This window comes from Amycolatopsis sp. NPDC033938 (genome assembly GCF_055575975.1).
In genome coordinates this window covers 333,511-356,458 of sequence record NZ_JBVIRO010000005.1, presented here as the reverse complement: position 1 = coordinate 356,458, position 22,948 = coordinate 333,511, and the positions used below count along the sequence as shown (strand labels likewise).

Below are 22,948 nucleotides of genomic sequence, written 5' to 3'. Positions count from 1 at the left end.
GATCCTGGCGCTAGGCGTAAGGAAGGAGTCCTTCACGCGACGTCGGCGGTGACCCGGGGGCGGGGTTCGACCGGAGCGGTGCCGAAGGCGTGCTGCTCCAGCAGCCACCACGTGTCCCGCCCGAAAGACCAGGTCAGCAGGCCCAGCGCGCCGAGCGTGAGCACGAAACCGGCCCACAGCGGCAAGACCGTCGAAGCCGCGGTGACCAGCACGATGCCCTGCACGGCCGCGACCGTCTTCCGCGCCATGCTCGACGGCAGCGGGGCGTTCAGCCACGGCCACAGCCTGCCCGCGGCGACGAAGGCGTACCGCATCGCGCCGATCGTGAGGACCCACGGCCCCAGCGACTGCGCGACGACGACGCTCAGGACGAGGATCAGATACGCGTCGACCTCCATGTCGAAGCGCGCGCCGAGCGGCGACGCCGTGCCCGTGCGGCGCGCGACCTGGCCGTCGACGGCGTCCAGTACCAGCGCCACCGAGGCGAGGACGACCATGACGCCGATCTCCCGGGCCGCGGTGTCGACGACGAGCGCGGTCACGCAGCCGACGAGCGCCGAGCGGCCGAGCGTGACGGCGTCGGCCGGGCCGAGGGAGCGCGCGGCGCTCCGGTTCACGCCGTAGGTCAGGAATCCGCCTACGGCGACGCCGTAGGCCGCTCCGGCGAGCCAGCCCAGCGGGCCGAGTCCGACGGAGGCGTCCAGTGCGCCGAGAAGGGCCAGCTGGACGAGGACCCCCAGGAAAACTCCGGGGTTGATCACGAGGCCTCCTCGTTATGGTGACGACTGACCCCGTCTCCAGGGTCCGATATGAGAGGACACGATGGAACGCGCCTTCTGGTTCAGTGGTACCGGCGACGGCGAGCTCAGGCCGGTCACGCTCCCTCCGGTCGGCGACGGCGAGGTGCTGGTCCGCACGTTGTGCAGCGGCGTGAGCCGGGGCACCGAAACGCTCGTCTTCCGCGGCGAGGTCCCGGCGAGCCAGCGCGAGGCGATGCGCGCGCCGTTCCAGGAAGGCGACTTCCCCGGCCCCGTGAAGTACGGCTACCTCAATGTGGGCGTCGTCGAACAAGGTCCGGCCGAACTCGTGGGCCAGGTGGTGTTCTGTCTCTACCCGCATCAGACGCGCTACGTCGTCCCCGCGTCGGCCGTCACGCCGGTGCCGCACGGGGTGCCGCCGGAGCGCGCGATCCTCGCCGGGACGGTCGAGACCGCGGTCAACGCCGTCTGGGACGCGGCGCCGAAACTCGGCGACCGGATCGCCGTGGTCGGCGCCGGAATGGTCGGCGGAAGCGTCGCGAAGCTGCTGTCCGGTTTCCCGGCGACCCGGGTGCAGCTGATCGACGTCGATCCGGAGCGCGCGAAGATCGCCGAAGCGCTCGGTGTCGACTTCTCGACACCGGAGGACGCCCTGGGCGACTGCGACCTCGTCGTGCACGCCAGCGCGAGCGAGTCCGGGCTGACGCGGTCATTGGAGCTGCTCGCGCCGGAGGGCGAGGTCATCGAGCTGAGCTGGTACGGCGACCGCCGGATCAGCGTCCCGCTCGGCGAGAACTTCCACTCCCGGCGGCTGACGATCCGCTCCAGCCAGGTCGGCATGGTCTCCCCGGCGCGCCGCGCGAACCGGAGCTACGCCGACCGCTTGGCGATCTCTTTGCGTCTTCTGGCGGATCCGGTCTTTGAGGTGCTGGTCAGCGGGGAATGTGCATTCCATGACCTGCCGGACGTGCTGCCGCGTCTGGCCGCGAATGAACCGGGAACGCTCTGCCTCCGTGTCACCTATCAGGTGGAGGACACGCGTTAAGGGCACGATCTGGGAGGTCCGTTGTTCAGTATCACCGTCCGCGACCACGTCATGGTGGCCCACAGCTTCCGCGGCGAGGTCTTCGGACCCGCGCAGAAACTGCACGGCGCCACCTTCGTGGTGGACGCGACGTTCCGCCGGTCCGAACTGGACGCCGACAACATCGTCGTCGACATCGGCAAGGCCACCGAAGAGCTCAAAGCGGTACTCGCCGACCTGAACTACCGGAACCTCGACGACGTGCCCGAGTTCGCCGGGATCAACACCTCGACCGAGTTCCTGGCCAAGGTCATCGCCGACCGGCTCGCCGGCCGGGTCCACGCGGGCGCGCTCGGCGAGGGCGCCCGCGGCCTCGAAGGGATCACCGTCGCACTGCACGAATCCCACGTCGCGTGGGCCAGTTACGAGCGTGCGCTGTGACCGGACTCCACGTGGTCCTGCCCAACGACATCGACGACGCCGGCGCGCCGAGCGGCGGCAACGTCTACGACCGCCGCCTGTGCGACGGCCTCGCCGCCACGGGCGTGGACGTCCACGAGATCGCCGTGCGCGGGAGCTGGCCGAGGCCCGACACCGAGTCCCGCAACGTCCTCGCACGCAAGCTCGCCGAGCTTCCCGACGGCTCGGCCGTCCTGCTCGACGGCCTGGTCGCCTGCGGGGTGCCCGAGGTGATCGTGCCGTCGGCGCAGCGGCTGTCGATCGCGGTGCTGGTGCATCTGCCGCTGGCCGACGAGACGGGGCTGTCGCCGTCACTCGCGGCCGAGCTGGACCGGCTGGAGCGCGAGACGCTCGGCGCGGTCGAGGCCGTGGTCGCGACCAGCGGCTGGGCGGCGCGACGGCTGATCGAGCATCACGGGCTCGCCCCGCATCGCGTGCACGTGGTGCCACCGGGCGTCGACAAGGCCGAAGTCTCGTTCGGGAGCCTGGACGGGACCAGGCTGGTCTGTGTCGCCAATGTGACGCCGCGCAAGGGGCAGGGCCTGCTCGCCGACGCGCTCAAAGCGCTTTCGGACCTTCCGTGGAGCTGTGAATGCGTCGGCGCGATCCGCCGCGAGACGCGCTACGTCGAGCGCCTGCGGCGACACACTCTGGGCGACCGGTTCACCCTTACCGGCCCCCGGTCCGGCGAAGAGCTCGAAGCGACGTACGCCGCCGCAGACCTCCTCGTGTTGCCTTCGCGCGCGGAGACCTACGGCATGGTCGTCACCGAGGCGCTCGCGCACGGCATTCCCGTGCTGGCGACCGCTGTCGACGCCCTGCCGGACACCCTCGGCCAGGCACCCGACGGCAGCGTGCCCGGGATGCTCGTTCCCGGTGAGGACGTCGACGCGCTGAGCGCGGCCCTTCGCCGCTGGCTCACCGAACCCGAACTGCGTGACCGGCTTCGCGCCTCCGCTCGCCTTCGCCGCGAGACGCTGACCGGCTGGGACGCGACGGCCCGCGGCGTCGCCGCCGTGCTGCTGAACGAAAGGACGGCGGCATGACCAAGTACGCCCCCGGCTGGCTGCGGCTGCGTGAGGACGCCGACGCCGCGGCCCGCGCGACCGAACTGCTGGAGCCGGTGCGTTCCTTCCTCCGGACGCAGGACGAGGTCGTCATCCGTGACCTCGGCTGCGGCACCGGATCGCTCGGCCGCTGGCTGGCCAGGCGGTTGCCCGGCCGCCAGCGCTGGATCCTGCACGACCGCGACCCGGATCTGCTCACGCACGCGCTGGCGCGCACCAGCCGTCCCGATCACTCGCTGGACGGAAGTGACGTCGAGGTCGTCACCGAACAGCGTGACATCACCGAGCTTCGAGCGGCCGACCTCGCCGGAACGTCGCTGGTGGCGGCGTCGGCGCTGCTCGATCTGCTCACCGCCGAGGAGATGACCCGGCTGGCGCAGGCATGCGTCGAGGCCGGCTGCGCGGTCCTGTTCACCTTGAGCGTTTCGGGCCGGGTCGTGCTGTCGCCCAAGGAGAAGTTCGACATCGAGATCTCCGACGCCTTCAACGCGCATCAGCGCCGGGTGACCGAGGGCCGGTGGCTGCTCGGCCCGGACGCGGTGGACGTCGCGTTCGGGGTGTTCGAACGGCTCGGTGCCACCGTGCGGCGCGCGCCGAGCCCGTGGCGGCTCGGGGCGGATCAGGCCGCGCTGACCGCGGAATGGCTCACCGGCTGGGTCGGCGCCGCGTGTGAGCAACGGCCGGAGCTGCGCCCCGACGCCGACGCCTACCTGCAGTGGCGGCTCGCGCAATGCGCGGCGGGCGAGCTGAACGCGATGATCGGGCACGAGGACCTGCTGGTGGTGCCGTCGTGAAGCGGCTTTGGCCGTGGCTGCGGATCCTCGGCGCGCTCGGCATCCTCGCCGTACTCGTCTGGCGGCTGGGGACGAACGCGTTCCTGGACGGACTGCGCGAGGTCGACGTGGCCGGTGTCGCCGCCGCGCTCGGAATCGGCTTCGCCACCACCGTGTTCAGCGCCTGGCGCTGGTGCCTGGTCGCGCGGCGGCTCAGCCTGAAGCTGCCGGTGTGGAGCGCCGTCGGCGAGTACTACCGCGCGCTGTTCCTCAACGGTGTCCTGCCCGCCGGCGTGCTCGGCGACGTCGACCGGGCCGTGCAGCACGGCCGCGAATCCGGCGACGTCCCGCGTGGCGTCCGCGCGGTGGTGCTGGAGCGGACGGCCGGGCAGATCGTGCTGATCGGCGCTTCGGTCGCGGTCGTGCTCAGTACGCCTTCCGTGGTGCCGCGGCCGATCGACGAGATCGTCATGGTCGCCGGGATCGTGGTCGTCGTGCTCGCCCTCGCGGCCGTCGTCACCGGGATGACCGCGGGGAAACGCTGGATCCACAGTGGATCGAAGTGGCGGCGCGGGTTCGCCGTCGGCCTGGCCGACGTCCGGCTGGGCCTGCTGACCAAGGAGACCTGGCCCGGCGTGAGCCTGCTTTCGGTGGCCACGCTGGCCGGACATCTCGCGCTGTTCGTCGTCGCCGCACGAGCGGCCGGGGTGACCGCGCCGATCGGGGACCTGCTTCCCCTGATGATCCTCGCCCTGCTCGCGATGGGGCTACCGCTCAACATCGGCGGCTGGGGCCCGCGTGAAGGCGTCTGCGCGCTGCTTTTCGGCGCGGCCGGACTCGGTTCGGCGCAGGGCGTCACCGTGGCCGTCGTCTACGGCGTGCTCGCACTCGTCGCCAGTCTTCCCGGCGCGGCCGTGCTGCTCGCGCGCTCTTTCGAAGTTCACCGCACCGACACGTCTGCCGCACCGCGCATCGCGGCCGGCGTCGTCAGGACACCCGTACAGACAGGAGAAACGCGATGACTGTGGAGAGGGTCGTAGAGACCAGACTGCCGACTCATTACGGGATTTTCCGCGCGTACGGGTACTTGGACGACGGCGGGACCGAGCAGATGGCGCTGGTGCACGGCGACGTCGCGGGTTTCGACACACTGGCACGGGTCCATTCGGAATGCCTCACCGGCGACGTGTTCAGCTCGATGCACTGCGAATGCGGCGACCAGCTGTCCGCCGCGCTGCGGGCGATCGTCGAGGAAGGCGCCGGAGTCCTCGTGTACGCCCAGGGGCACGAAGGGCGCGGCATCGGCCTGCTCGCGAAGCTGAAGGCCATGCGGCTGCAGGAGGAAGGCCTCGACACCGTCGAGGCGAACATCGCGCTGGGGCTGCCGGTGGACGCGCGCGACTACCGCGCGGCGGCGGAGATCCTGGCCGACCTCGGGGTGCGGTCGGTGCGGCTGCTGTCCAACAACCCGGCGAAGGTCGACCAGCTGAAGCGGCATGGGCTGCGGATCAGCGAGCGGGTGCCGCTGCTGGTGACGCCGAACGACGAGAACCTGCGGTACCTGCGGACGAAACAGGAGCGGATGCACCATTTCCTGCCGCATCTGGACGCCGTCGGCCCGGTGGGCTGAAGGGGCCCTTCGCCGCATCTCATGCGGTGAAGGACGCTTTCCTCGCATGAGATGCGACGAAAGCGTCCTTCAGCCCCCGCAGTACGTCACGGGTGCTTTCCTCGCACCGCGGCCAAGGTCGCCTCGAAGCTCCGCACGAGTGACTCCAGCACCAGCCGCCCCTTCTCCGCCGTGCCCAGCGAAGGCCGTCCCACCACACCGGACTCCGAGTACGGCCGCAGCCCCACCGTCAGCAGATGCCGCCTGTCGTCGGCGAGGTGATCCGCCTCCGCGAAACCGGGCCGGACCAGCGAAGGATGGGCGTGCAGCAGAAGGGAAGTCTCCAGCTCCCCGGCGTGCATGTCGCTGTCCAGCGACGTCTCCAGCCCGGCCGCGTCGTGTGCCGCCTGCCAGCCTTCGACACCGGGGAAGAGCGCCATCGGCGACGTCGACTCCTGGACCACATTGGACAGGACGTAGTTGCCGCCGTGCGCGTTCACCAGCACCAGCTTTCCGACTCCGGACCGGCGCAGCGAAGCGGCGACGTCGTTCACCACGGCGTACAGCGTCGCGGCCGAAATGCTCACGGTCCCCGGCCAGTCCGCGTGTTCGTGCGAGCACCCGATCGTGATCGGCGGGAGCCGCAACACCGGGTACGCGGCGGCGAGGGCGTCGGCGATCGTCGTCGCGATCACCGCGTCGGTGGCGAGCGGGAGGTACGCGCCGTGCTGTTCGAAGCTGCCGATCGGCAGCACCGCGACGTCGGCACCCCTGGCGCGTTCGTCGGCCGTCGTGGCCGTCGGGAACAGGTTCACCGGGCTACGGTAACCCTATGACCGACCACGCCGCATTGTTGTCCGTCGCCAGCGAGGCCGTCGCCAAGGCGACCGGGATCATCCGCTCGATGACCACGTTTTCCGTTGCCGCCAAAGGTGATCGCGACATGGTGACCGATGTCGACCTGGCCGTCGAGGACGCCGTGCGCGAATTCCTCGCGCGCGAGACCCCGGAAATCGGCATCCTCGGCGAAGAACGCGGGCACGAGGGGAACAAGGACCTGTGGTGGGCGCTCGACCCGGTCGACGGCACGGCCAACTTCGCGCGCGGCATCCCGTTGTGCGGCGTTTCGCTCGGGCTCGTCGACGGGCTGAAAAGCACGGTCGCGGCGATCTCCCTGCCGTTCCTCGACGTCACTTACACCGCCGCCGAAGGTCAGGGCGCGTACGTGGGAGAAGAGCGTCTCGAAGCGTCCAAAGCGACGAAGCTGTCCGACGCGATCGTCTCCATCGGCGACTTCGCGGTCGGTGAGGGCGCGGAGGTCAAGAACCGCGTCCGGATGGCGTTGCTGGCCGAACTCGGCGGCCGGGTCCAGCGGGTCCGGTTCCTCGGCTCCGCGGCGATCGACCTGGCCTGGGTCGCGCACGGCAAACTCGACGCGACCGTCATCCTCGCGAACCAGCCGTGGGACACGATGGCGGGTGTGCTGCTGGTCCGAGAGGCCGGGGGAGTGGTCGTCGACACCGACGGCGGCGAGCACACGGTGCGCTCGGCGGCCACCATCGCGGTCGGAGCCGGACTGCGCGACGACCTCGTGGCCGCGATCGCCCGCGTGAACGGCTGAATTTTTTCTCGCTCCAGGGGTGAACCGTTCCGGCGCCGCATCCGTGTCCCCTAGTAAGGCCGTCCGCCGGTTCGCCGTCCGCACCTGGAGGTTTTCCGTGTACACCTCGAATGTTCGCGGCACCGAGCCGGTGGTGTTCGTGCTGCCAGGGGACGCCGAGGAAAGCACCGGCGAGTACGACCGCCGCATGTGCCAGAACCTCCCGGCCACCGGCCTTCCGCTGCTGGAACTGCCGATCGCCGGCGAATGGCCGATGCCGGGGCCGCTGTCCCGCTCGCGGCTGGCCCGTTCGCTCACCGCGCTGCCCGACGACACCGTCGTCCTGATCGACGGCACGGTCGCGTGCGGGGTCCCGGAGATCGTGATCCCGCACGCCCGGCGGCTGCGGCTGGCCGTACTGGTGCACCGGCCGCTCGCCGACGACCCCGCGCTCGACCCGGCGCAGGCCGCCGAACTCGACGCGTGCGAACGGGAGACCCTGCGGCTGGCGGGTATGGTCATCGCGACCGGGCCGTGGCTCGCGCGGCAGCTGATCGACCATCACGACCTCGACCCCACCCGCGTGTACGTCGCGACGCCGGGCACGGACGCGGCACCGCTCGCCGCCGGCGCCGACGGTGTCTCCCGGCTGCTGTGTCTCGCCCCGATGACCGCGCGCCACGGCCAGGACGTGCTCATCCAGGCGCTTTCGACGGTCGACGAACTGGCGTTCAAATGCGTGTTCGCCGGAGCGATGCATCACGACCCCGGCTACGTCGACGAACTGCGCTGGACGGTCGAACGGCTCGGGCTCGGTTCCCGGATCAGCCTCATCCAGCCGCCGGAAGACCTCGATCTCGTCTACGACGGCGCGGATCTGCTCGTGCTGCCGTCGAGAGGAGGGCCGTCCGGGATGGTCGTCGCCGAGGCGCTGGCGCGCGGGATCCCGGTGGTGACCACCGAAACCGCGGGCGCGCACGACGCGCTCGGCATGGCGCCCGGCGGCGGGGTTCCCGGACTGCTGGTGCCGCCGAACAATCCGTCGGCGCTCGCGACCGCGTTGCTGCGCTGGTCGCTCGACGCCGAACTCCGGCATTCCCTGCGGACGTCGGCGCTCGCGCGGAGCAGCGTCCTCGAAGAATGGGACGTCGCCGCGGGAAGGCTCACCGACGTCCTTTCCCGGTTGCAGGCCACGCCGCGTCAGCTGGCGTGATCATCGCCCGGAAGCAGCTATCGGTCCGATCACCGGCTCGGTTGACTTGGCGGCATGCGAATCGTCGATCTTGCGTCCCGTCCCGATCTCCTCGAGCCAGCGCTGAATCTCGGTGATGTGGGCGGTGAATTCATCTACGCCGGGTTCAGCGGCAAGATGATCACTCCGGAACGCCTCCTCCGGCACTGGGCCCGGTACTTCCTGATCGCGCTGGACGACGACGGCGTGCCGATCGCGCGGGCGCTGTCGGTCCCGCTGACCTATCCCGCCGAAGACCGCACCGAACTGCCGGATCACGGCTGGGACGAGGCGATCCAGTGGGCCGCGCAAGACCTCATGGACGGCCGCGCGCCGGACACCCTGTGCGCACTCGAAGTCGTCGTCGCGCCGCGGCTGCGCGGGACCGGGCTGTCCACGCCGATGCTGAAGGCGCTCAAGGCGCGTGCGGCCGAGACCGGGTTGAAACGGTTGATCGTCTCCGTGCGGCCGATCGGCAAGGAGGACGAGCCCGACGTCCCGATGGGCGAATACGCCGTCCGGCGGCGCGAGGACGGGCTGTTCGCCGATCGCTGGCTGCGCACGCACGAACGGCTGGGCGCGCGGATGATCAAGGTCTGCCCGTTCGCCGTGACCGTCTCCGGTTCCGTCGCGGACTGGCGGAAGTGGGCGGGCGTCGAACTCGCCGACGGCGACAACGTGATCCCCGGCGGCATCGCGCCGGTGCACGCGAACCTCGAGCGCGACTGCGGGGTCTACGTGGAGGCGAACGTGTGGATGGAGCACCCGTTCTGACCGCCTCGTGAGTACGGGGCATTCCTCGCGATTTCCGGCAGGAACGTCGCATCGGCCGCGACGGCTCCCGGCCGTGCCGCACAGTGGGTCCATGGGTATCTCACGAGTCGGTTTCGCCGGACTGGGCAGTATGGGCGGGCCGATGGCACGGAACCTGGCGCGGGCGGGAATCCCGTTGCTCGTGTGGAATCGCACCCCGGGTAAAGCGGACCAGGTGGCCGAGGCCGTCGAAGACGTGGCCGAACTCTTCACGCGATGCGACGTCGTGATCCTGATGCTGAAGGACGCGGACGCCGTCGACGCCGTGCTCGACCGCGGAGGACCCGCGTTCGCCGCACGGGTGGCCGGCCGCACGATCGTCCACATGGGAACGACGGCACCGGAGCATTCCCGCGCACTCGAGACCGACCTCCTCGCCGCTGGGGCACGGTACGTGGAGGCACCGGTTTCCGGCTCCCGGGTCCCCGCCGAGGCGGGTGAGCTGGTCGCCATGCTCGCGGGTGACCCCGGCGCGATCGAGGAGGTCCGGGAGCTGTTCGGACCGCTGTGCCGGGAAACCGTGCACTGCGGGCCGGTACCGAACGCGCTCCTGATGAAGCTGGCGGTCAACGTGCACCTGACCGCCGTGGTGACGAGCCTGGCCGAGACCGTTCACTTCGCCCGTGCGCACGGGCTCGATCTCGGCCTGCTCGCGGGTGTCCTCGGCGCGGGGCAGCTGGCCAGCCCGATCCTGCGGGTCAAGGCGCCCAAACTGGCCGAGGAGGATTTCGCGCCGCAGGCCTCGATCGCGAACGTCCTGGCCAACGTCGAGCTGATCGCGGCGTCGGCCAGGGAAGCGGGACTCACGCTGCCGCTGCTCGAAGCCGCCCGCGTCCTCTACGCCGAGACCGCGCGACTCGGCTTCGGCGAGGCGGACATGGTCGCCGTCGTCAAGGCCCTTGAAACGCATCCAGAGGACGAAACGCGTGGGTGAAACGCGTTTCGTCCTCTGAACGCGGTGGGAGGTCAGCCGCGCAGGGCGGCGGCGATCCGGCCCGCTGCGGCGAACGACTCCTCTTCCGGCTCACCGAGCAAGGGGAGCAGGATGACGGATTCGTTCCCGGCCGCGTGCAGCGCGCGGATCTGCTCGACACAACGGTCGAGCGGGCCGCTGATGCTCAGCCTGTCGATCCACTCCGGACGCAACCGCCGGGCCAGGTCCGTCCGGTCGGTCGAGGCCTTGACCTCGGCCAGCAGTTCGGCACCGAAGTCCAGCGGCTCCAGCGCCGGCCCCGAGTTCGGCCCGATCGCGGACGCGACATCGGCTCGCGCCCGTTCGCGGGCCCGCTCCGGATCGTCGTCGAGGGCCAGCCAGTTGTAGGTGGCGATCGAATGACCCTCGACGCCGACGAGGTCCCGTGTCGCGCGGACGTACTCCGGGGTCGCCGGTTCGGCGAGGAGCGTCCCGTCGGCCACCCGGCCGGCGGCGGCGAGCGACTTCGGGCCGCGGACGCCGGCGATCAGCTTCGGCGGGAGTGCGGGCGGGAACTCCAGTTCGACCTCGTCCAGCCGGACGTGCTCACCCTCGAAGGAAACCCGCTCACCCGCCAGCAACCGCCGGATGACCGTCAGCGTCTCCTCGAACGCGGCGAGCGCGGACTTCGGCCACGCGTTGATCTGCCGCATCCAACTTGGCACGCCGTGCCCGAAACCGGCGATCAGCCGTCCCGGGTACAGATTCGCCAGTGCCGCGATCTCCATCGCCGCGATCGCCGGGTTCCTGGCGACGGTGGGCATGACGCCGATGCCGAGGGTGATCTTCTCGGTCGACGCCAGCACCGCCGACGCCGTGGCGATCCCAGCCGCGTAGAAACAGTCCTCGACGATCCAGACCTCGTCCAAGCCTTCTTGCTCCGCGCGCCGGGCGAGGCCGGTCAACCGGGCGGCGGGCAGTTCGCGCGGGATCCTGACTCCGAGCCGTGAAACCATGCCGTTCTCCCATCCTCAGACGCGCCGCAGCACGCGAAGCAGATATTCCTTGCGGTCCAACGGGTTGTGGTCGGTCCTCGACCGTGACGGTGCGGCTCCCCGGATCGGCCGGTAGCCGTGGAAGGCGGTCTCCATCGTGGCTTCCCCTCGGGTCGCCGAGGGCAGAAGCTGGTACACCTCATGGGTTTTCGCCGCCGGGATCTCACCGTCCAGCTCGGCCGTGTCCCCGCGGGTGAGCGTCGTGCGCGGGACTGCGCGTGCCTGCGCCAGCAGCGCGGTGACCGGGCCGAGCGTGTCGGCCGGGGTCTGGAGGGTGAACCGGTGCATCGGTTCGTGCACGGTCGTCCCGGCTTCGCGCAAGGCCGCCATCAGCACCAGCGGCGTCAGGTCGCGGAAGTCACCCGCGGTGCTGGACATACTCTTGTCGAAGGTGCCGTGCGCGTGGCTTTGCCTGGCGTAATAGCCCGAATGCGTCATCGTGGCCACGCAATCGAGCACCTCCCAGCCGTGGACGCCCTCGCGCAGTGTCTCCTTCACCGTGTCCTCGACGGCTTTGATGAAGGAGTACGGCATCGAGCCGAGTTCGACCTCCAGCCGGAACGAGATCCCGCTCCCCGGCGGACCGGGCTCGACGCGCAGCCCGACCGTGGCCAGAAAGGGATTCGATGCCTTGCCGATGAGTTCGACGGCCGACCCGACGCCGGAGACGCGCTCGACGCAGATCGTGGTCGTCTCGCTGAAGGTGACGCCGATGCCGTACTCGTCCGCGAGGGTCGCCTGGATGACCTCCTTCTGCACTTCGCCGTAGAGCGAAACGGAGGTCTCGTGACGGATTTCGTCCTGCCGCAGACCGATCAGCGGATCCTGTTCGGTCAGCTGGGTCAGCGCCTGGTGCAGCGGCCCGCGATCGGCCGGGCGTACCGGTGAGACGACGGTTTCCAGCGTCGGCGGCGAGAACAGCGCCTCTCGCGCGTGTCCCGGCCTGGTCCCGAGCACGTCACCGATCCGGACGTCGAGTCCCGACAGTTTCGCGATCCGGCCGGCCTCGACCGATCCCGCCGAAACGGCGGAGCCGTTGTCGAAGACGCTGATCGCGGTGACCTTGCCCTCGCCGTCACCGAGCGGGACCTTGTCGCGGACGGCGAGACTGCCGGAGAACAGCCGTACATAGGCGATCTTCTCGCCGCCGGGACCGCGTTCGACCTTGAACACCGTGCCGGAAAGTGGGCCGTCGGCCGCACTCTCCTTGGTGGGCAACAGATTCGCGATGCCGTCGCGGAGCGCGTCGATCCCCGCGCCGGTGATCGCCGATCCGAAGTAGACCGGATACGCGCGCCCTTCGGACACTTTCGCGGTGAGTTCGGCACGGAGCCGCGACGACGTGAACGCGTCCGGATCGGTGAGGTAGCCGGTCAGGAAGTCTTCGTCGAGGGCAGCCAGCAGATCGATCACCCGATCGGGTTCGACGGGGTCCATCGCGACGACCGAAGGCGTGAGTTTCCCGGCGATTTCCCGGAACACGCGGTCGGGATCGGCGCCGCGCCGATCGAGTTTGTTCACGAACAGCAGCGCCGGGATGCCCAGCCGTCGCAACGTCCGCATCAGCACCCGGGTCTGTGCCTGGACGCCTTCGACCGCCGACAGCACCAGGACGGCGCCGTCGAGGACGCCGAGGGCGCGTTCGACCTCGGCGATGAAATCGGGATGGCCGGGGGTGTCGATCAGGTTGACGGTGACGTCGCCGACGGCGAACGACACCACGGCCGCCTTGATCGTGATCCCGCGGGCGCGTTCCAGTGCCAGCGTGTCGGTCTGCGTACTGCCGTCATCGACACTGCCCAGCTCGCCGATGATCCCGGCCGTATGCAACAGCCGTTCGGTCAGGCTCGTCTTCCCGGCGTCAACATGCGCCAAAATCCCCAGATTGAGGGTCTTCACGAGGTGTCTTGTCCTTGAGGTAGGCGGAAATTACCTGGTGGAAGGACATGGACACGGGCAAGACGATCATCTCCTAGGCCGGGAACCGATCTTGCCGACTACAACACCCCCGCTTCGCTCCCGCAACCCTTTTTAGCGCGTGAAGGCCCCCTTCCCTCGGCTCAGCCGAGGGAAGGGGGCCTTCACGCGCTATCTCAGGCCAGGTATTCCGCCGCGGCGCGGAGACTGACGTAGGACCCGCTGAACGTGTCGATCCGCGGGCCGTCGGTGCCGGGGCCGGGTGCGCCCGTCTCGACGCGGATGTAGTCCACGCCCGTCTCCCGAAGCCAGGCGAGGAACTCGCGGACCTCAGGGTGGCGGTGTGCCTCGCGGGTCACCACGACGAGGTCGCGCGCGCCGCGGACGGCGTCGATCGCGGTCGCGATCCCGTCCCCGGTGACCTTGAGCGCCCGCGTGCCGGGGACGAGTTCGGTCAGATGCGCGCCGAGTCCCCACGGCATCGGCCCGGCCGCGACGATCGGCTCGGTCTCGACGTCGATCACCAGCGGCGGTCCGTCCAGTTTCGGCGAACCCTGGATCCGCAACGCCTTCCGCGCCGCCTCCAGCCCGAGCCGGTGATCGACCGCCGAAATCGGCGTCGACACCGGCGGAGCGCCGAGTGCGGCGACCCGCTCCGACGCCTCCACCAGCCGCTCCAGCGGCAGTTCACCGGCTTCGACCGCGGCCGCGATGACCGCCGCGATCCGGTTCAGCTCGTCCTCTTCGAACGACACCCCGCCCAGGCAGAGCGCGTCGGCGCCGGCGATCAGCGCCCGCACCGCCGCCCGGCCGACGCCTTCGGTCTTGCCCAGTTCACCGGCGATGGCGCCCATGTCGAGCGCGTCGGTGACCACCGCGCCGGTGAAGCCGAGTTCGCCACGCAGGACGTCGGTGAGCGCCTTCGGGTTGAGCGTCGCGGGCAGGTCGCCCCACGCGGGCACGACGAGGTGCCCGGTCATCACCGCCCGCACCCCCGCCGCGATCGCCGCCTTGAACGGGACCAGTTCGATCTCGTGCAGTTCCGCCTCGGTCCTGGGCAGCACCGGCAGCGAGTGGTGTGAATCGTCGGTCGCCGCCCCGTGGCCGGGGAAATGCTTGGCCGACGCGGCGACGCCGTACTTCTGCAGACCGGTGATGTACGCCGCGACGTGCGGCGACGCCTTCACCGGATCCGAACCGAACGCCCGTACCCCGATGGAGGGATCCTCCGCCGCCAGGGTCAGATCCGCGCACGGGGCGAAGTTGATCGTGACTCCGCACGCCGCCAGCCGTTCGCCGAGCGCCGCGGCGACCGACGCCGTCAGCTCGACGTCGTCCGCGGCGCCGAGCGCGAGTGGTCCCGGGACGAACGAGCCGGTGGCGACGTCGAGGCGCGTGACGTCACCGCCCTCTTCGTCGATGCCGATGAGCACGTCGGGCCGTTCCGCCCGCAGCTGAGCGCTCAGCGCGGCCACCTGCTCGTCGTCGACCACGTTGCGGCCGAACAGGATCGCGCCGCCGAGGCCGTCGGCCACCTTGCGCCGCAGCCAGTCCGGCGCGGTCGTGCCGTCGAAGCCCGACACGAGAACGGATCCGGCGAGCTTTTCCGGTGAAGACAAGGATTATCCCTTCACTGCGCCTGCGGTCAGGTTGGACACGAGCTTGCGCTGGACGATGATGAAGAACACCAGCGCGGGCACGGCGTAGATGACCGACGCCGCCATGATGCCGCCCCAGTCCACGGAAAACGCCGTCCGGAACGACGAAAGCCACACCGGCAGGGTCTGCATGTTCTGGTCGCGCATGAACACGAAGGCGAACAGGAACTCGTTCCACGCGGTGATGAAGCTGAACACCGAGGTGGTCACCAGTCCCGGGGCGAGCAGTGGCAGCGTCACCCGGCGGAACGCGCCCGCCCGGCTGCAGCCGTCGATCATCGCGGCCTCTTCGAGGTCGTACGGGATGCCGTTGACGAAGCCGTAGAGCATCCAGCACGTGAAGGGCAGCGTCGCCGCGAAGTACACCAGCAGCAGCGAAGGCAGCTGGTTGAGCAGCCCGGCGTCCCGCATCAGCAGGTACATCGGGATCAGCAGCGCCTCGAACGGCGCGAGCTGCGCGACCAGCACCAGCAGCAGGAAACCCTTGCGCCCGCGGAACCGCATGCGGGACAACGGAACCGCGGCCAGCACACCCGCGACGAGCGAGCACAGCACCGCGCCGATCGTGACGATCAGGCTGTTGGCGAGGTAGGTGGTGAAGCCGGGTTTCGTCAGTGCCGAGACGAAGTTGTCGAACGTCACCGAAAGCGGGACCAGGTCGTAACTCGGCGACAGGACTTCGCCCGGCGTCTTGAGCGAGGACGTGATCATCCAGTACGTCGGGAAGACGAACAGGACGGCCACGACCACGCCGAGCGTGCCGAGGCCGATCCGCTGGGTCAGGGACTTCCTCATGACAGGTCGGCCTCCTTCGTGCGCACCAGCAGCTGGACGTACCGGGCGGTGAGCAGGATCAGCACGAGCATCATCAGCAGGGCGGCGGTCGCCGCCAGGCCGAAGTGGTTGCCCGCGAGGCCCTTGAGGTACATGTAGACCGGCAGTGTCGTGCTGGCGCCGTCCGGTCCGCCCTGGCGGATCGCCCACACCTGGGCGAACACCTTGAAGTCCCACAGGACCGACAGGAACGTGACCATGGTCAGGATCGGCCGGATCGCCGGCCAGCTGACGGCCCAGAAAGCCTGCCAGGCGTTGGCGCCGTCGATGCCCGCGGCCTCGTACTGCTCCTTCGGGACGCCGAGAAGCCCGGCGTACAACGTGAACGCCACGAACGGCACGGCCTGCCAGACGACCAGCAGGCCGATGACGGTCAGTGTGCTCGGTCCGGTGGAGAACCAGGAATGCCCGATGAAGCCCTCGAAACCGAGTTTCGCGAGCGTCTTGTTCAGGATCCCGTACTGCTGGTCGAAGATCCATTGGAAGATCGTGGTCGTCGCGACCACCGGGGTCGCCCACGCGAGGATCAGCGCGACCTGCAGGATCACCCGGACCACCGGGTTGAGATGCCGCATCAGCAGCGCCATGAACAGCGCGAGCAGCAGGGTGGTGATCACGACCGCGGCGGTGAACACCAGCGTGCGGACCGTGATCTCCCAGAATTCGGGGTCGGACAGGATCGCGGAGAAGTTCTCGAACCCGACCCAGACCATGTCTCCGGAGACCAGCTCACGGAGGTCGAGCTTGCGGAGACTGATCCCGACCAGCTGCAGCGTCGGCCAGCCCAGCAGGACCAGGATCGCGATCAGCGCGGGGAGGATCAGCAGGTACGGCGCCGTCCGTTCGCCGAGACGGAGGCGCCGATTCGACTTCGGCGGCTTGATGCGCGGCGAAGCCGGCGGGGAGGACCCCGCCGGCGTCGTCACATCTTTTGTCGTGGTCATCCGCCGATGAGCTTGTCGAGCGCTGCGTTGGCGTCGGCGGTCGCCTGGTCGAGCGATTTCGTTCCGGTCAGGTAGGCGGTCAGCATGTCCTTGATCGGGTTCTGGCCGGACTCGACGTCACCCCACTTGGGGCTGGTCGGCACGGCGCGGCCGTTCTTGGACGCCTCGGCCATGACCTTGGTGAGCGGGTTCGCGTCGAGCGCGGACACGTCGGTCGAGGTACCGGGGACGTAACCGGCCTTGGCCAGCTCGGTCTGGTACTTCGGGGTGGAGAACAGCTTGACGTAGTCCTTGGCCGCGGCCGCGTTCTTGCTGTTGGCCGGGATGACCAGGTTCGAGCCGCCGAGGAAGACCGGGGCCGACTTGTCGGCGGTCTTGCCCGGGATCGGGAAGGCGCCCGACTTCTCCTTGATCGACGGGTCGGTCTTCGCCGCGGTGTCGGCCTCACCCGGGACACCGATCATCATCGCGACCTTGCCCGCGCCGTAGATACCGGCCTGCTGCGGGGTGGCCTCGTCGGCGTCCTTCGGCGCCTTGGTGCCCGAAGCGTCGGTGAGCTGCTTGTAGAACTCCAGCCCGGCCTTGGCCTGCGGGGTGTTCAGCGTGGCCTTGAAGGACTTTCCGTTGGCCTGCGCGATGTCGCCGCCCTCGTCCCAGATGAACGACAGCAGTTCGTACCAGTTCTGGCCAGGCTGGTAGAGGGCCTGGAACTCGGGGTCGCTGCCGAACTTGGCCTTGAGCTTGGTGATCGCGTCGAGCCATTCCGCGCGGGTCTTCGGGGTCGCGGTGATGCCCGCCTGCTCGAACATGTCCTTGCGGTAGATGACCTCGCGGTTGGCCGCGTAGAACGGGACGCCGTAGGTCTTGCCGTCGAACTCACCCGAGGCCTTGAGCCCCTGGAGCCACTGGGCGCCGTTGAAGTCGGCGACGCTCGAGGTGAGGTCGGCGAGCACGCCCTGGTTGGCGAACGCGGGGGTCTGGGTGTTGCCCAGCTCGATCACGTCCGGCGGGTTGTCACTGGCCAGTGCGGTGGTCAGCTTCTGCTGGATGCCGTTCCACTGCTGGATCTCGTACTTGACCTTGACGCCGGGGTGCGCGTCTTCGAATTCCTTGTGGAGCGAGTTCGTCAGAGATTCGGGGGCGGTCCCGGTCATGAGCCAGACCGTGAGCGTGCCGTTCGATGCCGGAGCGCTCGAATTCGTGCTGTCGCCACTGCCGGAACCGGCGCAGCCCGCCGTCGCGAGGGTGATGGCCGCGGCGCCCGCAGTCATCTTGAGCCAGCGCTTCACTCGTGCCGTCCTTTCGATGCCCGACCACGATGCCGGGCTCCCACAAAATGGTGTAGACCAATGCGGGCAGCGTGGTACGTACCACTCCGACTGTCAAGCAGGTGGCCGAGTCGTTGTAAACGAGCCGCAATCTTTCACCTTGCGTGAGCGCATGATCACGCTCGAACGCGGTTTCGGGCGGCACTCGACAAGTTGTCGCCAGGCGCGCTGACATGCGGTTTTTCGTTGACTGTTCCGGTGAGCGGAGCATTCGGCGGAACGCTCAGGGCTGTTCGGCGGTAGACCGGGCTCGCGTTCGCCGCGCGCCGGGCTGAAGGGCCCCTTCCCCTCATCTCACGCGGCGAAGGGCGCTTTCCCCGCGTCGCACGCGGGGAAAGTCCCCTTCAGCTCAGCGCGGGTCAGTAGTCCTCGTCGTCGAGCGGTGGCTCGATGCCGAAGAGCGCCCTGGTCTGATCCTGAAGGAACCACGCCAGCGTCGCGCAGACGATCAGCAGAATCAGCGGGAGGACCGGGCCGCCATTGGTGAGGATGAACAGTTCGGTGACGCTCGCGCCCACCATGACGCCGGCGAGCAGGAGCGCCGCCGGGCCGCCGAGGCGGGGGACGAGCAGGCCGATGGCGCCGCCGACCTCAAGGACGCCCGTGACGTACCGAAGCCACTGCCCGAGCCCGATTTCGGCGAAGGTCTGTTCGGTGTGGCCGCCCGCGAACAGCAGGTAGCCGCTGTAGAGGAACTCGGCGGCGAGCGCGACGCGCACGATCCACAGCGCGATCGAGCCGATCGGCGGCTTCCGGGTACCGCTGGCTCCTTCGGGCATGCCGGGGATCTTTCTCCAGGGCGCGATGGGTGGCAAGGCGCTGAAGGGGACTTTCCCCGCATGCCACGAGGGGAAAGCTCCCTTCGCTGCGTCACATGCGGGGAAAGTCCCCTTCAGCTTCGGCTTCTGGTCATGCCGAACCGCCTTTACCTCCGACAGAACAGGACACCCGTCACTTCTGTTCACCGAGGAGGATCTGTTCGAGCAGCAGGTCGACGTCGCGGGCGGACTCGGCTTCGCCTATCCGGTGGAATGTTTCGGCGGCGCGGAGCGCGCGGCGGGCGGCTTCCCGGACGCGGCCCGCCGCGCTGAGCACGTGCGCGGCGACGTGGTCGAGCTGGGCGACGAGATGCTCCCTGGCCGGCGCGGTTTCGGTTTTCAGCGCGTGCACGGCGGTTTCCGCGGCGGCGAGCGCGACCAGCGCGGCGTCGAGGTCGCCGGACCGCAGCCGGGAAAGTGTCGCGGCGTTACGGCAAGTGGCGGCCACGTACTCGCCGCCGATCGCCAGCGCCGCCTCGGCGGCCCGCGCGTAGAAGTCGGCGGCGTTCGCGCCGTAGCCGAGCAGGTCGAGTTGTTCCGCGGCGGCCATACTCGCCGAGATGTAGGAATGCCCGGTGTCGCCCGCCTCCTGGAGGATTTCGGCGAGGACGGCGTATTCGTCGAACGCCCGCGCCGATTCGCCGAGCGCGCGGTAGGCGTCGGCGTACATCCACCGGCAGCGCTGATCCCAGTCCGGGAGCCCGGTGAGCAGGTCGATGGTGCGGGGTGCGACGTCGAGCACCTCGTCGTAGCGACCGGCGCCGTGCAGCGCGGTGACGAGGACGTACCAGTGTTCCACCGTGTCCTTGCCCCTCGACGCGGCGACACCGAGGGACGCGTAGGCGTCGTCGACGGCTTCGGCGAACCGGCCGGTGCCGATCAGGGACATCGCCCGAAGCTGACGGAGGTGCCCGCGCAACCGCTCCGGGCCGCCGACGGGCAGTGTCGACAGCAGGTGCTCCACGAAAACGTCGAGTTCGTCGAGCGATCCTGTGCGCTCGTAGGCGACCCGGACCTGCTCGACGGCTTCGACGGCCTTCTCGCCGACGTTCCCGACGATGAAGGCGTCGGTCGCGGCCCGCGCGAGTTCCACTGTGGCCACCGGATCCTCGCCGTCGCCGTTCCGCAGTGACGCTTCCAGGCACAGAAGAGTGCCGAGGAGCAAGGGGTCCCCCGCTTCGCGGGCCCGGTCCGCCCCGCGCCGCAAGGCTTCGTACGCCTCGGGAGTGCGGCCCTGCCCGGAAAGCGCGTGCGCCAGCCAGTATTCGGCCCAGCAGGCGGCGCCGTCGTCGGTCCCGGCGCGCAACCGCGCCGCGGCCACCGTCGTCAGCGCGACGCCGGTCTCGACCTGATCGTCGAAGACCAGCCAGAGGCCGAGCCAGCACTGGTTGAGCAGGAACCGGACCTCGTCGCCCTGGCGCCGGAACCCGGCGGCCGCGCGGCGCAGCCGCTCCTCGGTGTCGCCGCCCTGGAAGAAGATCGCGCGCAGTTCGGTCAGTCGCGGGGCGAGCTCGTCCGGGACGGTGCCGATCGCGGCGAGACAGGCCCGAGCCTCCTCCGGTTCGCACCGGTGATTGTGGATTTCGGCCCGGACGAGCAGTTCCTCCGCCGTCAGATCCGCGGGCGGCAGGATCGGGACCCGGGGGAGCGCGGAAGGAAGGAGCGGGACGAACTCCGTGACCGGTTTCGCGGCCATCTTCCGCCGGGCGTGTTCGGTGAAGTGAGTGGTGTGATCGCGTTCGTCGAGTTCCTCGGCCTCGACGAACGCCGCCGCCCGCATCCGCTGGTGCAGCCGGTGCAGGAGAAGCCCGTCGTACGGGCCGTCGAGGGTGAACCGGATCTCGCCGTACCCGGTTTCGGTCAGCCGCCGGGTGAGCAGGGCCGCCGCGGTGAAGAACTCCAGCCTGTCCACGGCGTCCGCGTGGTCGCCCACACCGTCCAAAAGCGACAGAAGTCCGATACCGGTGTGCTCGTTGCCGGTGAGCGCGCAGAATTCCAGCCGCAGGGCGTGGTCGCCGTACCGGTGCGGGGGACCGGTCGAGGCCCTGGTCACCCACCGGTAGGTCGACGCCGCCTCGGCGTGTGCACCGGCGGCCGCCAGTGGGACCAGCGTCCGGCAGAGCCGGGTGATCTCGGCCTCGCCGGAGCCAGAGCCGGAGCCGTCCGCGCGGCGTGGTTCCACTTCCATGGTTCTGCCCCCAGAACATGACGTCGACGCCGGATCTTAACTCCCGTGGTTCCGTCGTGACCCTGCTTTCGGATGGTTCACGAGGGCGGGTTACGCCGTATCGGTGGCGTGCTGGGCGACAGCGCGTGACCGGACTGGTTAGGCTCAGCGCATGTCCGAGACTTCGACGGCCGATGAGCGCATCCAGGTGCTCGAAGCCATCACCGACACCGCACTGGGGCACCTCGGTCCGGGCAAGGTGATGGCGACGATTCTCGACAGGGTGCGCGAGGTACTCGGGGTGGACACGGCCACGGTGCTCCGGTTCGACCCGGAGGCACAGCTGCTGCGCGCCATCGCCGCTTCGGGGATCGAGGAAGAGGTCTTCCAGGACGTCCAGGTCACCGTCGGCGCGGGCTTCGCCGGCCGGGTGGCCGCGGAACGGCGTCCGGTGATCCTCGACCACGTCGACGAGACCACCGTGGTCAACGCGCTGCTGTGGGAGCGCGGCCTCCGTACCCTGCTCGGCGTGCCGATGGTGTCGGGTGACGATCTGGTCGGTGTCCTGCACGTCGGCGCGGTCACGCCGCGCGAGTTCACCGAGGCCGACGTGGACCTGCTGCGGCTGGTGGCCGCGAGGCTCGCGCTGGCGGTCCAGATCGACATCTCCACCGCCGATCGCGCGGCCGCGTCGGCGCTGCAGCGGAGCCTGCTGCCGGGACGGCTGCCCACCGTCGCCGGAATGCAGTTCGCCGCGCGGTACGTGCCGGGTACCGAACCGGGGGTCGGCGGTGACTGGTACGACCTGTTCCCCCTGCCGGATGACCGCTTCGGCATCGTGATGGGCGATGTCGCCGGGCACGGCCTCAACGCCGCCGTGATCATGGGGCGGATACGCAGCGCGCTGCGCGCCTACGCCCTCGAATCGGACGACCCGGCGGAGGTGCTGTCCAAACTGGACCGGAAGGTCCACCATTTCGAGCCGGGTGCGCTGGCCACCGTCGTGTACGGGTTGATGCCCGCTTCACGGGACAGCGTGGCGATTTCACTGGCGGGGCATCTGCCCCCGGTGCTCGCGACGCGTGACCGCCCCTCGGTGTTCGTCGACGCCCCGGTCGACCCGCCCATCGGGGTCACCGGGGTGAAACGCCGTCGAACGGATATCGACCTGCCGCCCGGCAGTGTGCTCGCTCTGTACACCGACGGTCTCGTGGAGCGCCGGGATCACCTGATCGACGTCGGGTTGCGGCGGCTCGCCGACGTGATCACCGCCGAGCCGCCCGGCGTGGTGTGCGCGCGGGTGATGGCCGCGCTCGTCGGATCGACGCCCGCGCAGGACGACATCGCCCTCCTCGTGGCGCGGCGTGACCTGAACTGATCACCGGACCGGGTGATTGGCGCGGCGGTTCACGGCCGCGAGTTCGACGGTCTTGGCGATCCGCCGCTCCCGGGTCTCCGGTTTCTTCGCGGTCAGGATCCATTCCAGGATCAGCCTTTTCGACGACGGCGGGAACTTCTCGAAGTGGGTGCGGGCGGCCTCGTCCTCGTCGAGCCGGGCACGCAGATCCTCGGGGACGCCCGCGCCGTCGGGTACGACCTGCCAGCGGCCCTTCTCCTTGGCCAGGTCGATCATCGCCTGACCCCGCGCGGTCATCAGGCCCGCCGCGGTGAGGCGGACGGCCCGCTCGCGGTTGACCCGGCTCCACGAACTCCGTGGATTGCGCGGCGTGAACCGCAGCCGGGAACTGACGGCGTCGTTCTTGCGGTGCAGTCCGTCGATCCAGCCGAAGCACAGTGCCTGCTCCATCGCCTCGTGGATGGCCACGCCGGGGACGCCGCTGTCCTGGTGCTGGATGACCAGCCAGACCGCCTTCCCGGTGTCGGCGTTTTCGCTCAGCCAGGCACGCCACTCGGCGGCGGTGGCGGCGGTGAAGGTGGGCTCGTCCATGGCCGGGTCCTCTCTCGTAACGTCTGGGACCA

Annotated in this window: 22 protein-coding genes; 11 read left to right on the top strand and 11 right to left on the bottom strand. The window is 69.6% G+C overall.

Annotated features, from left to right (window positions below; all coding sequences use genetic code 11):
• Positions 1-32 precede the first annotated feature (32 nt).
• The gene (locus ACZ5ZX_RS17450; RefSeq protein WP_465503017.1) at positions 33-761 is read right to left on the bottom strand and encodes a CDP-alcohol phosphatidyltransferase family protein; all 729 of its coding nucleotides are present in this window, start codon (positions 759-761) and stop codon (positions 33-35) included.
• 61 nt (positions 762-822) lie between these two features.
• On the opposite strand from ACZ5ZX_RS17450, the gene ACZ5ZX_RS17445 reads away from it, so the two are divergent.
• Genes ACZ5ZX_RS17445 through ribA form a run of 6 tightly spaced genes read left to right on the top strand, consistent with a single transcriptional unit; the run spans position 823 to position 5,711 of the window.
• A complete protein-coding gene (locus ACZ5ZX_RS17445) occupies positions 823-1,803 on the top strand; it encodes a zinc-dependent alcohol dehydrogenase (protein WP_465503016.1) in 981 nt (326 codons plus the stop codon).
• A gap of 21 nt (positions 1,804-1,824) precedes the next feature.
• Positions 1,825-2,223 carry a 6-pyruvoyl trahydropterin synthase family protein gene (locus ACZ5ZX_RS17440; protein WP_465503015.1) on the top strand — a complete coding sequence of 133 codons (399 nt, stop codon included), beginning with the start codon at positions 1,825-1,827 and terminating at the stop codon, positions 2,221-2,223.
• Positions 2,220-3,287 carry a glycosyltransferase family 4 protein gene (locus ACZ5ZX_RS17435; RefSeq protein WP_465503014.1) on the top strand — a complete coding sequence of 356 codons (1,068 nt, stop codon included), beginning with the start codon at positions 2,220-2,222 and terminating at the stop codon, positions 3,285-3,287. The genes ACZ5ZX_RS17440 and ACZ5ZX_RS17435 overlap by 4 nt, the downstream gene beginning before the upstream one ends.
• Complete coding sequence (locus ACZ5ZX_RS17430) at positions 3,284-4,102, top strand: methyltransferase domain-containing protein (protein WP_465503013.1); 819 nt, start codon at positions 3,284-3,286, stop codon at positions 4,100-4,102. Before ACZ5ZX_RS17435 ends, ACZ5ZX_RS17430 begins: the two co-directional genes overlap by 4 nt.
• The gene (locus ACZ5ZX_RS17425; RefSeq protein ID WP_465503012.1) at positions 4,099-5,103 is read left to right on the top strand and encodes a lysylphosphatidylglycerol synthase transmembrane domain-containing protein; all 1,005 of its coding nucleotides are present in this window, start codon (positions 4,099-4,101) and stop codon (positions 5,101-5,103) included. Before ACZ5ZX_RS17430 ends, ACZ5ZX_RS17425 begins: the two co-directional genes overlap by 4 nt.
• Entirely contained in the window at positions 5,100-5,711 is a 612-nt protein-coding gene (ribA, locus tag ACZ5ZX_RS17420) for a GTP cyclohydrolase II (protein WP_465503011.1), read from the top strand. Before ACZ5ZX_RS17425 ends, ribA begins: the two co-directional genes overlap by 4 nt.
• A gap of 86 nt (positions 5,712-5,797) precedes the next feature.
• Here the strand turns inward: ribA and ACZ5ZX_RS17415 are convergent, their stop codons facing one another.
• Positions 5,798-6,505, bottom strand: a complete 708-nt coding sequence (locus ACZ5ZX_RS17415) for a creatininase family protein (protein ID WP_465503010.1) — start codon at positions 6,503-6,505, stop codon at positions 5,798-5,800.
• Between the two features lie 17 nt (positions 6,506-6,522).
• Between ACZ5ZX_RS17415 and ACZ5ZX_RS17410 the strand changes: the two genes are divergently transcribed.
• The 4 genes from ACZ5ZX_RS17410 (at position 6,523) to ACZ5ZX_RS17395 (ending at position 10,268) form a co-directional block, all read left to right on the top strand.
• A complete protein-coding gene (locus ACZ5ZX_RS17410) occupies positions 6,523-7,311 on the top strand; it encodes an inositol monophosphatase family protein (protein ID WP_465503009.1) in 789 nt (262 codons plus the stop codon).
• A gap of 97 nt (positions 7,312-7,408) precedes the next feature.
• The gene (locus ACZ5ZX_RS17405) at positions 7,409-8,503 is read left to right on the top strand and encodes a glycosyltransferase family 4 protein (RefSeq protein WP_465503008.1); all 1,095 of its coding nucleotides are present in this window, start codon (positions 7,409-7,411) and stop codon (positions 8,501-8,503) included.
• 54 nt (positions 8,504-8,557) lie between these two features.
• The gene (locus tag ACZ5ZX_RS17400; protein ID WP_465503007.1) at positions 8,558-9,295 is read left to right on the top strand and encodes a Long-chain-fatty-acid--CoA ligase; all 738 of its coding nucleotides are present in this window, start codon (positions 8,558-8,560) and stop codon (positions 9,293-9,295) included.
• Positions 9,296-9,386: 91 nt separating this feature from the next.
• On the top strand, positions 9,387-10,268 hold the full coding sequence (locus tag ACZ5ZX_RS17395; RefSeq protein WP_465503006.1) for an NAD(P)-dependent oxidoreductase: 882 nt from the start codon (positions 9,387-9,389) through the stop codon (positions 10,266-10,268).
• Positions 10,269-10,300: 32 nt separating this feature from the next.
• On the opposite strand, the gene ACZ5ZX_RS17390 is transcribed toward ACZ5ZX_RS17395, so the two are convergent.
• From ACZ5ZX_RS17390 to ACZ5ZX_RS17355, 8 genes are all read right to left on the bottom strand, one after another.
• On the bottom strand, positions 10,301-11,263 hold the full coding sequence (locus tag ACZ5ZX_RS17390; protein WP_465503005.1) for an LLM class flavin-dependent oxidoreductase: 963 nt from the start codon (positions 11,261-11,263) through the stop codon (positions 10,301-10,303).
• Between the two features lie 15 nt (positions 11,264-11,278).
• Positions 11,279-13,201 carry a GTP-binding protein gene (locus ACZ5ZX_RS17385; protein WP_465503004.1) on the bottom strand — a complete coding sequence of 641 codons (1,923 nt, stop codon included), beginning with the start codon at positions 13,199-13,201 and terminating at the stop codon, positions 11,279-11,281.
• Positions 13,202-13,395: 194 nt separating this feature from the next.
• Positions 13,396-14,838, bottom strand: coding sequence for a glycoside hydrolase family 3 protein (locus tag ACZ5ZX_RS17380; protein ID WP_465503003.1), 1,443 nt, complete (start codon positions 14,836-14,838; stop codon positions 13,396-13,398).
• 3 nt (positions 14,839-14,841) lie between these two features.
• The gene (locus ACZ5ZX_RS17375) at positions 14,842-15,672 is read right to left on the bottom strand and encodes a carbohydrate ABC transporter permease (RefSeq protein WP_465503002.1); all 831 of its coding nucleotides are present in this window, start codon (positions 15,670-15,672) and stop codon (positions 14,842-14,844) included.
• Positions 15,669-16,655, bottom strand: coding sequence for a carbohydrate ABC transporter permease (locus ACZ5ZX_RS17370; protein ID WP_465503001.1), 987 nt, complete (start codon positions 16,653-16,655; stop codon positions 15,669-15,671). The genes ACZ5ZX_RS17375 and ACZ5ZX_RS17370 overlap by 4 nt, the downstream gene beginning before the upstream one ends.
• A complete protein-coding gene (locus ACZ5ZX_RS17365; protein ID WP_465503000.1) occupies positions 16,652-17,944 on the bottom strand; it encodes an extracellular solute-binding protein in 1,293 nt (430 codons plus the stop codon). The genes ACZ5ZX_RS17370 and ACZ5ZX_RS17365 overlap by 4 nt, the downstream gene beginning before the upstream one ends.
• A 398-nt stretch (positions 17,945-18,342) precedes the next feature.
• Positions 18,343-18,762: a DoxX family protein gene (locus tag ACZ5ZX_RS17360; RefSeq protein WP_465502999.1), complete on the bottom strand. Its 420-nt coding sequence runs from the start codon at positions 18,760-18,762 to the stop codon at positions 18,343-18,345.
• Between the two features lie 172 nt (positions 18,763-18,934).
• Positions 18,935-20,989 (bottom strand): hypothetical protein, encoded by a 2,055-nt coding sequence (locus tag ACZ5ZX_RS17355; protein ID WP_465502998.1) that lies wholly within the window; start codon positions 20,987-20,989, stop codon positions 18,935-18,937.
• 151 nt (positions 20,990-21,140) lie between these two features.
• On the opposite strand from ACZ5ZX_RS17355, the gene ACZ5ZX_RS17350 reads away from it, so the two are divergent.
• The gene (locus ACZ5ZX_RS17350) at positions 21,141-22,346 is read left to right on the top strand and encodes a PP2C family protein-serine/threonine phosphatase (RefSeq protein ID WP_465502997.1); all 1,206 of its coding nucleotides are present in this window, start codon (positions 21,141-21,143) and stop codon (positions 22,344-22,346) included.
• Here the strand turns inward: ACZ5ZX_RS17350 and ACZ5ZX_RS17345 are convergent, their stop codons facing one another.
• Positions 22,347-22,916: a YdeI/OmpD-associated family protein gene (locus ACZ5ZX_RS17345; protein ID WP_465502996.1), complete on the bottom strand. Its 570-nt coding sequence runs from the start codon at positions 22,914-22,916 to the stop codon at positions 22,347-22,349.
• Positions 22,917-22,948 lie beyond the last annotated feature (32 nt).

What these genes read in the sequence shown, in the direction of transcription:
- ACZ5ZX_RS17445 (WP_465503016.1), top strand. Translation starts at nt 823, where the DNA reads ATGGAACGCGCCTTCTGGTTCAGTGGTACCGGCGACGGCGAGCTCAGG.
- ACZ5ZX_RS17430 (WP_465503013.1), top strand. Translation starts at nt 3,284, where the DNA reads ATGACCAAGTACGCCCCCGGCTGGCTGCGGCTGCGTGAGGACGCCGAC.
- ribA (WP_465503011.1), top strand. Translation starts at nt 5,100, where the DNA reads ATGACTGTGGAGAGGGTCGTAGAGACCAGACTGCCGACTCATTACGGG.
- ACZ5ZX_RS17410 (WP_465503009.1), top strand. Translation starts at nt 6,523, where the DNA reads ATGACCGACCACGCCGCATTGTTGTCCGTCGCCAGCGAGGCCGTCGCC.
- ACZ5ZX_RS17400 (WP_465503007.1), top strand. Translation starts at nt 8,558, where the DNA reads ATGCGAATCGTCGATCTTGCGTCCCGTCCCGATCTCCTCGAGCCAGCG.
- ACZ5ZX_RS17395 (WP_465503006.1), top strand. Translation starts at nt 9,387, where the DNA reads ATGGGTATCTCACGAGTCGGTTTCGCCGGACTGGGCAGTATGGGCGGG.
- ACZ5ZX_RS17390 (WP_465503005.1), bottom strand. Translation starts at nt 11,263, where the DNA reads ATGGTTTCACGGCTCGGAGTCAGGATCCCGCGCGAACTGCCCGCCGCC.
- ACZ5ZX_RS17375 (WP_465503002.1), bottom strand. Translation starts at nt 15,672, where the DNA reads ATGAGGAAGTCCCTGACCCAGCGGATCGGCCTCGGCACGCTCGGCGTG.
- ACZ5ZX_RS17370 (WP_465503001.1), bottom strand. Translation starts at nt 16,655, where the DNA reads ATGACCACGACAAAAGATGTGACGACGCCGGCGGGGTCCTCCCCGCCG.
- ACZ5ZX_RS17360 (WP_465502999.1), bottom strand. Translation starts at nt 18,762, where the DNA reads ATGCCCGAAGGAGCCAGCGGTACCCGGAAGCCGCCGATCGGCTCGATC.
- ACZ5ZX_RS17355 (WP_465502998.1), bottom strand. Translation starts at nt 20,989, where the DNA reads ATGGAAGTGGAACCACGCCGCGCGGACGGCTCCGGCTCTGGCTCCGGC.
- ACZ5ZX_RS17350 (WP_465502997.1), top strand. Translation starts at nt 21,141, where the DNA reads ATGTCCGAGACTTCGACGGCCGATGAGCGCATCCAGGTGCTCGAAGCC.
- ACZ5ZX_RS17345 (WP_465502996.1), bottom strand. Translation starts at nt 22,916, where the DNA reads ATGGACGAGCCCACCTTCACCGCCGCCACCGCCGCCGAGTGGCGTGCC.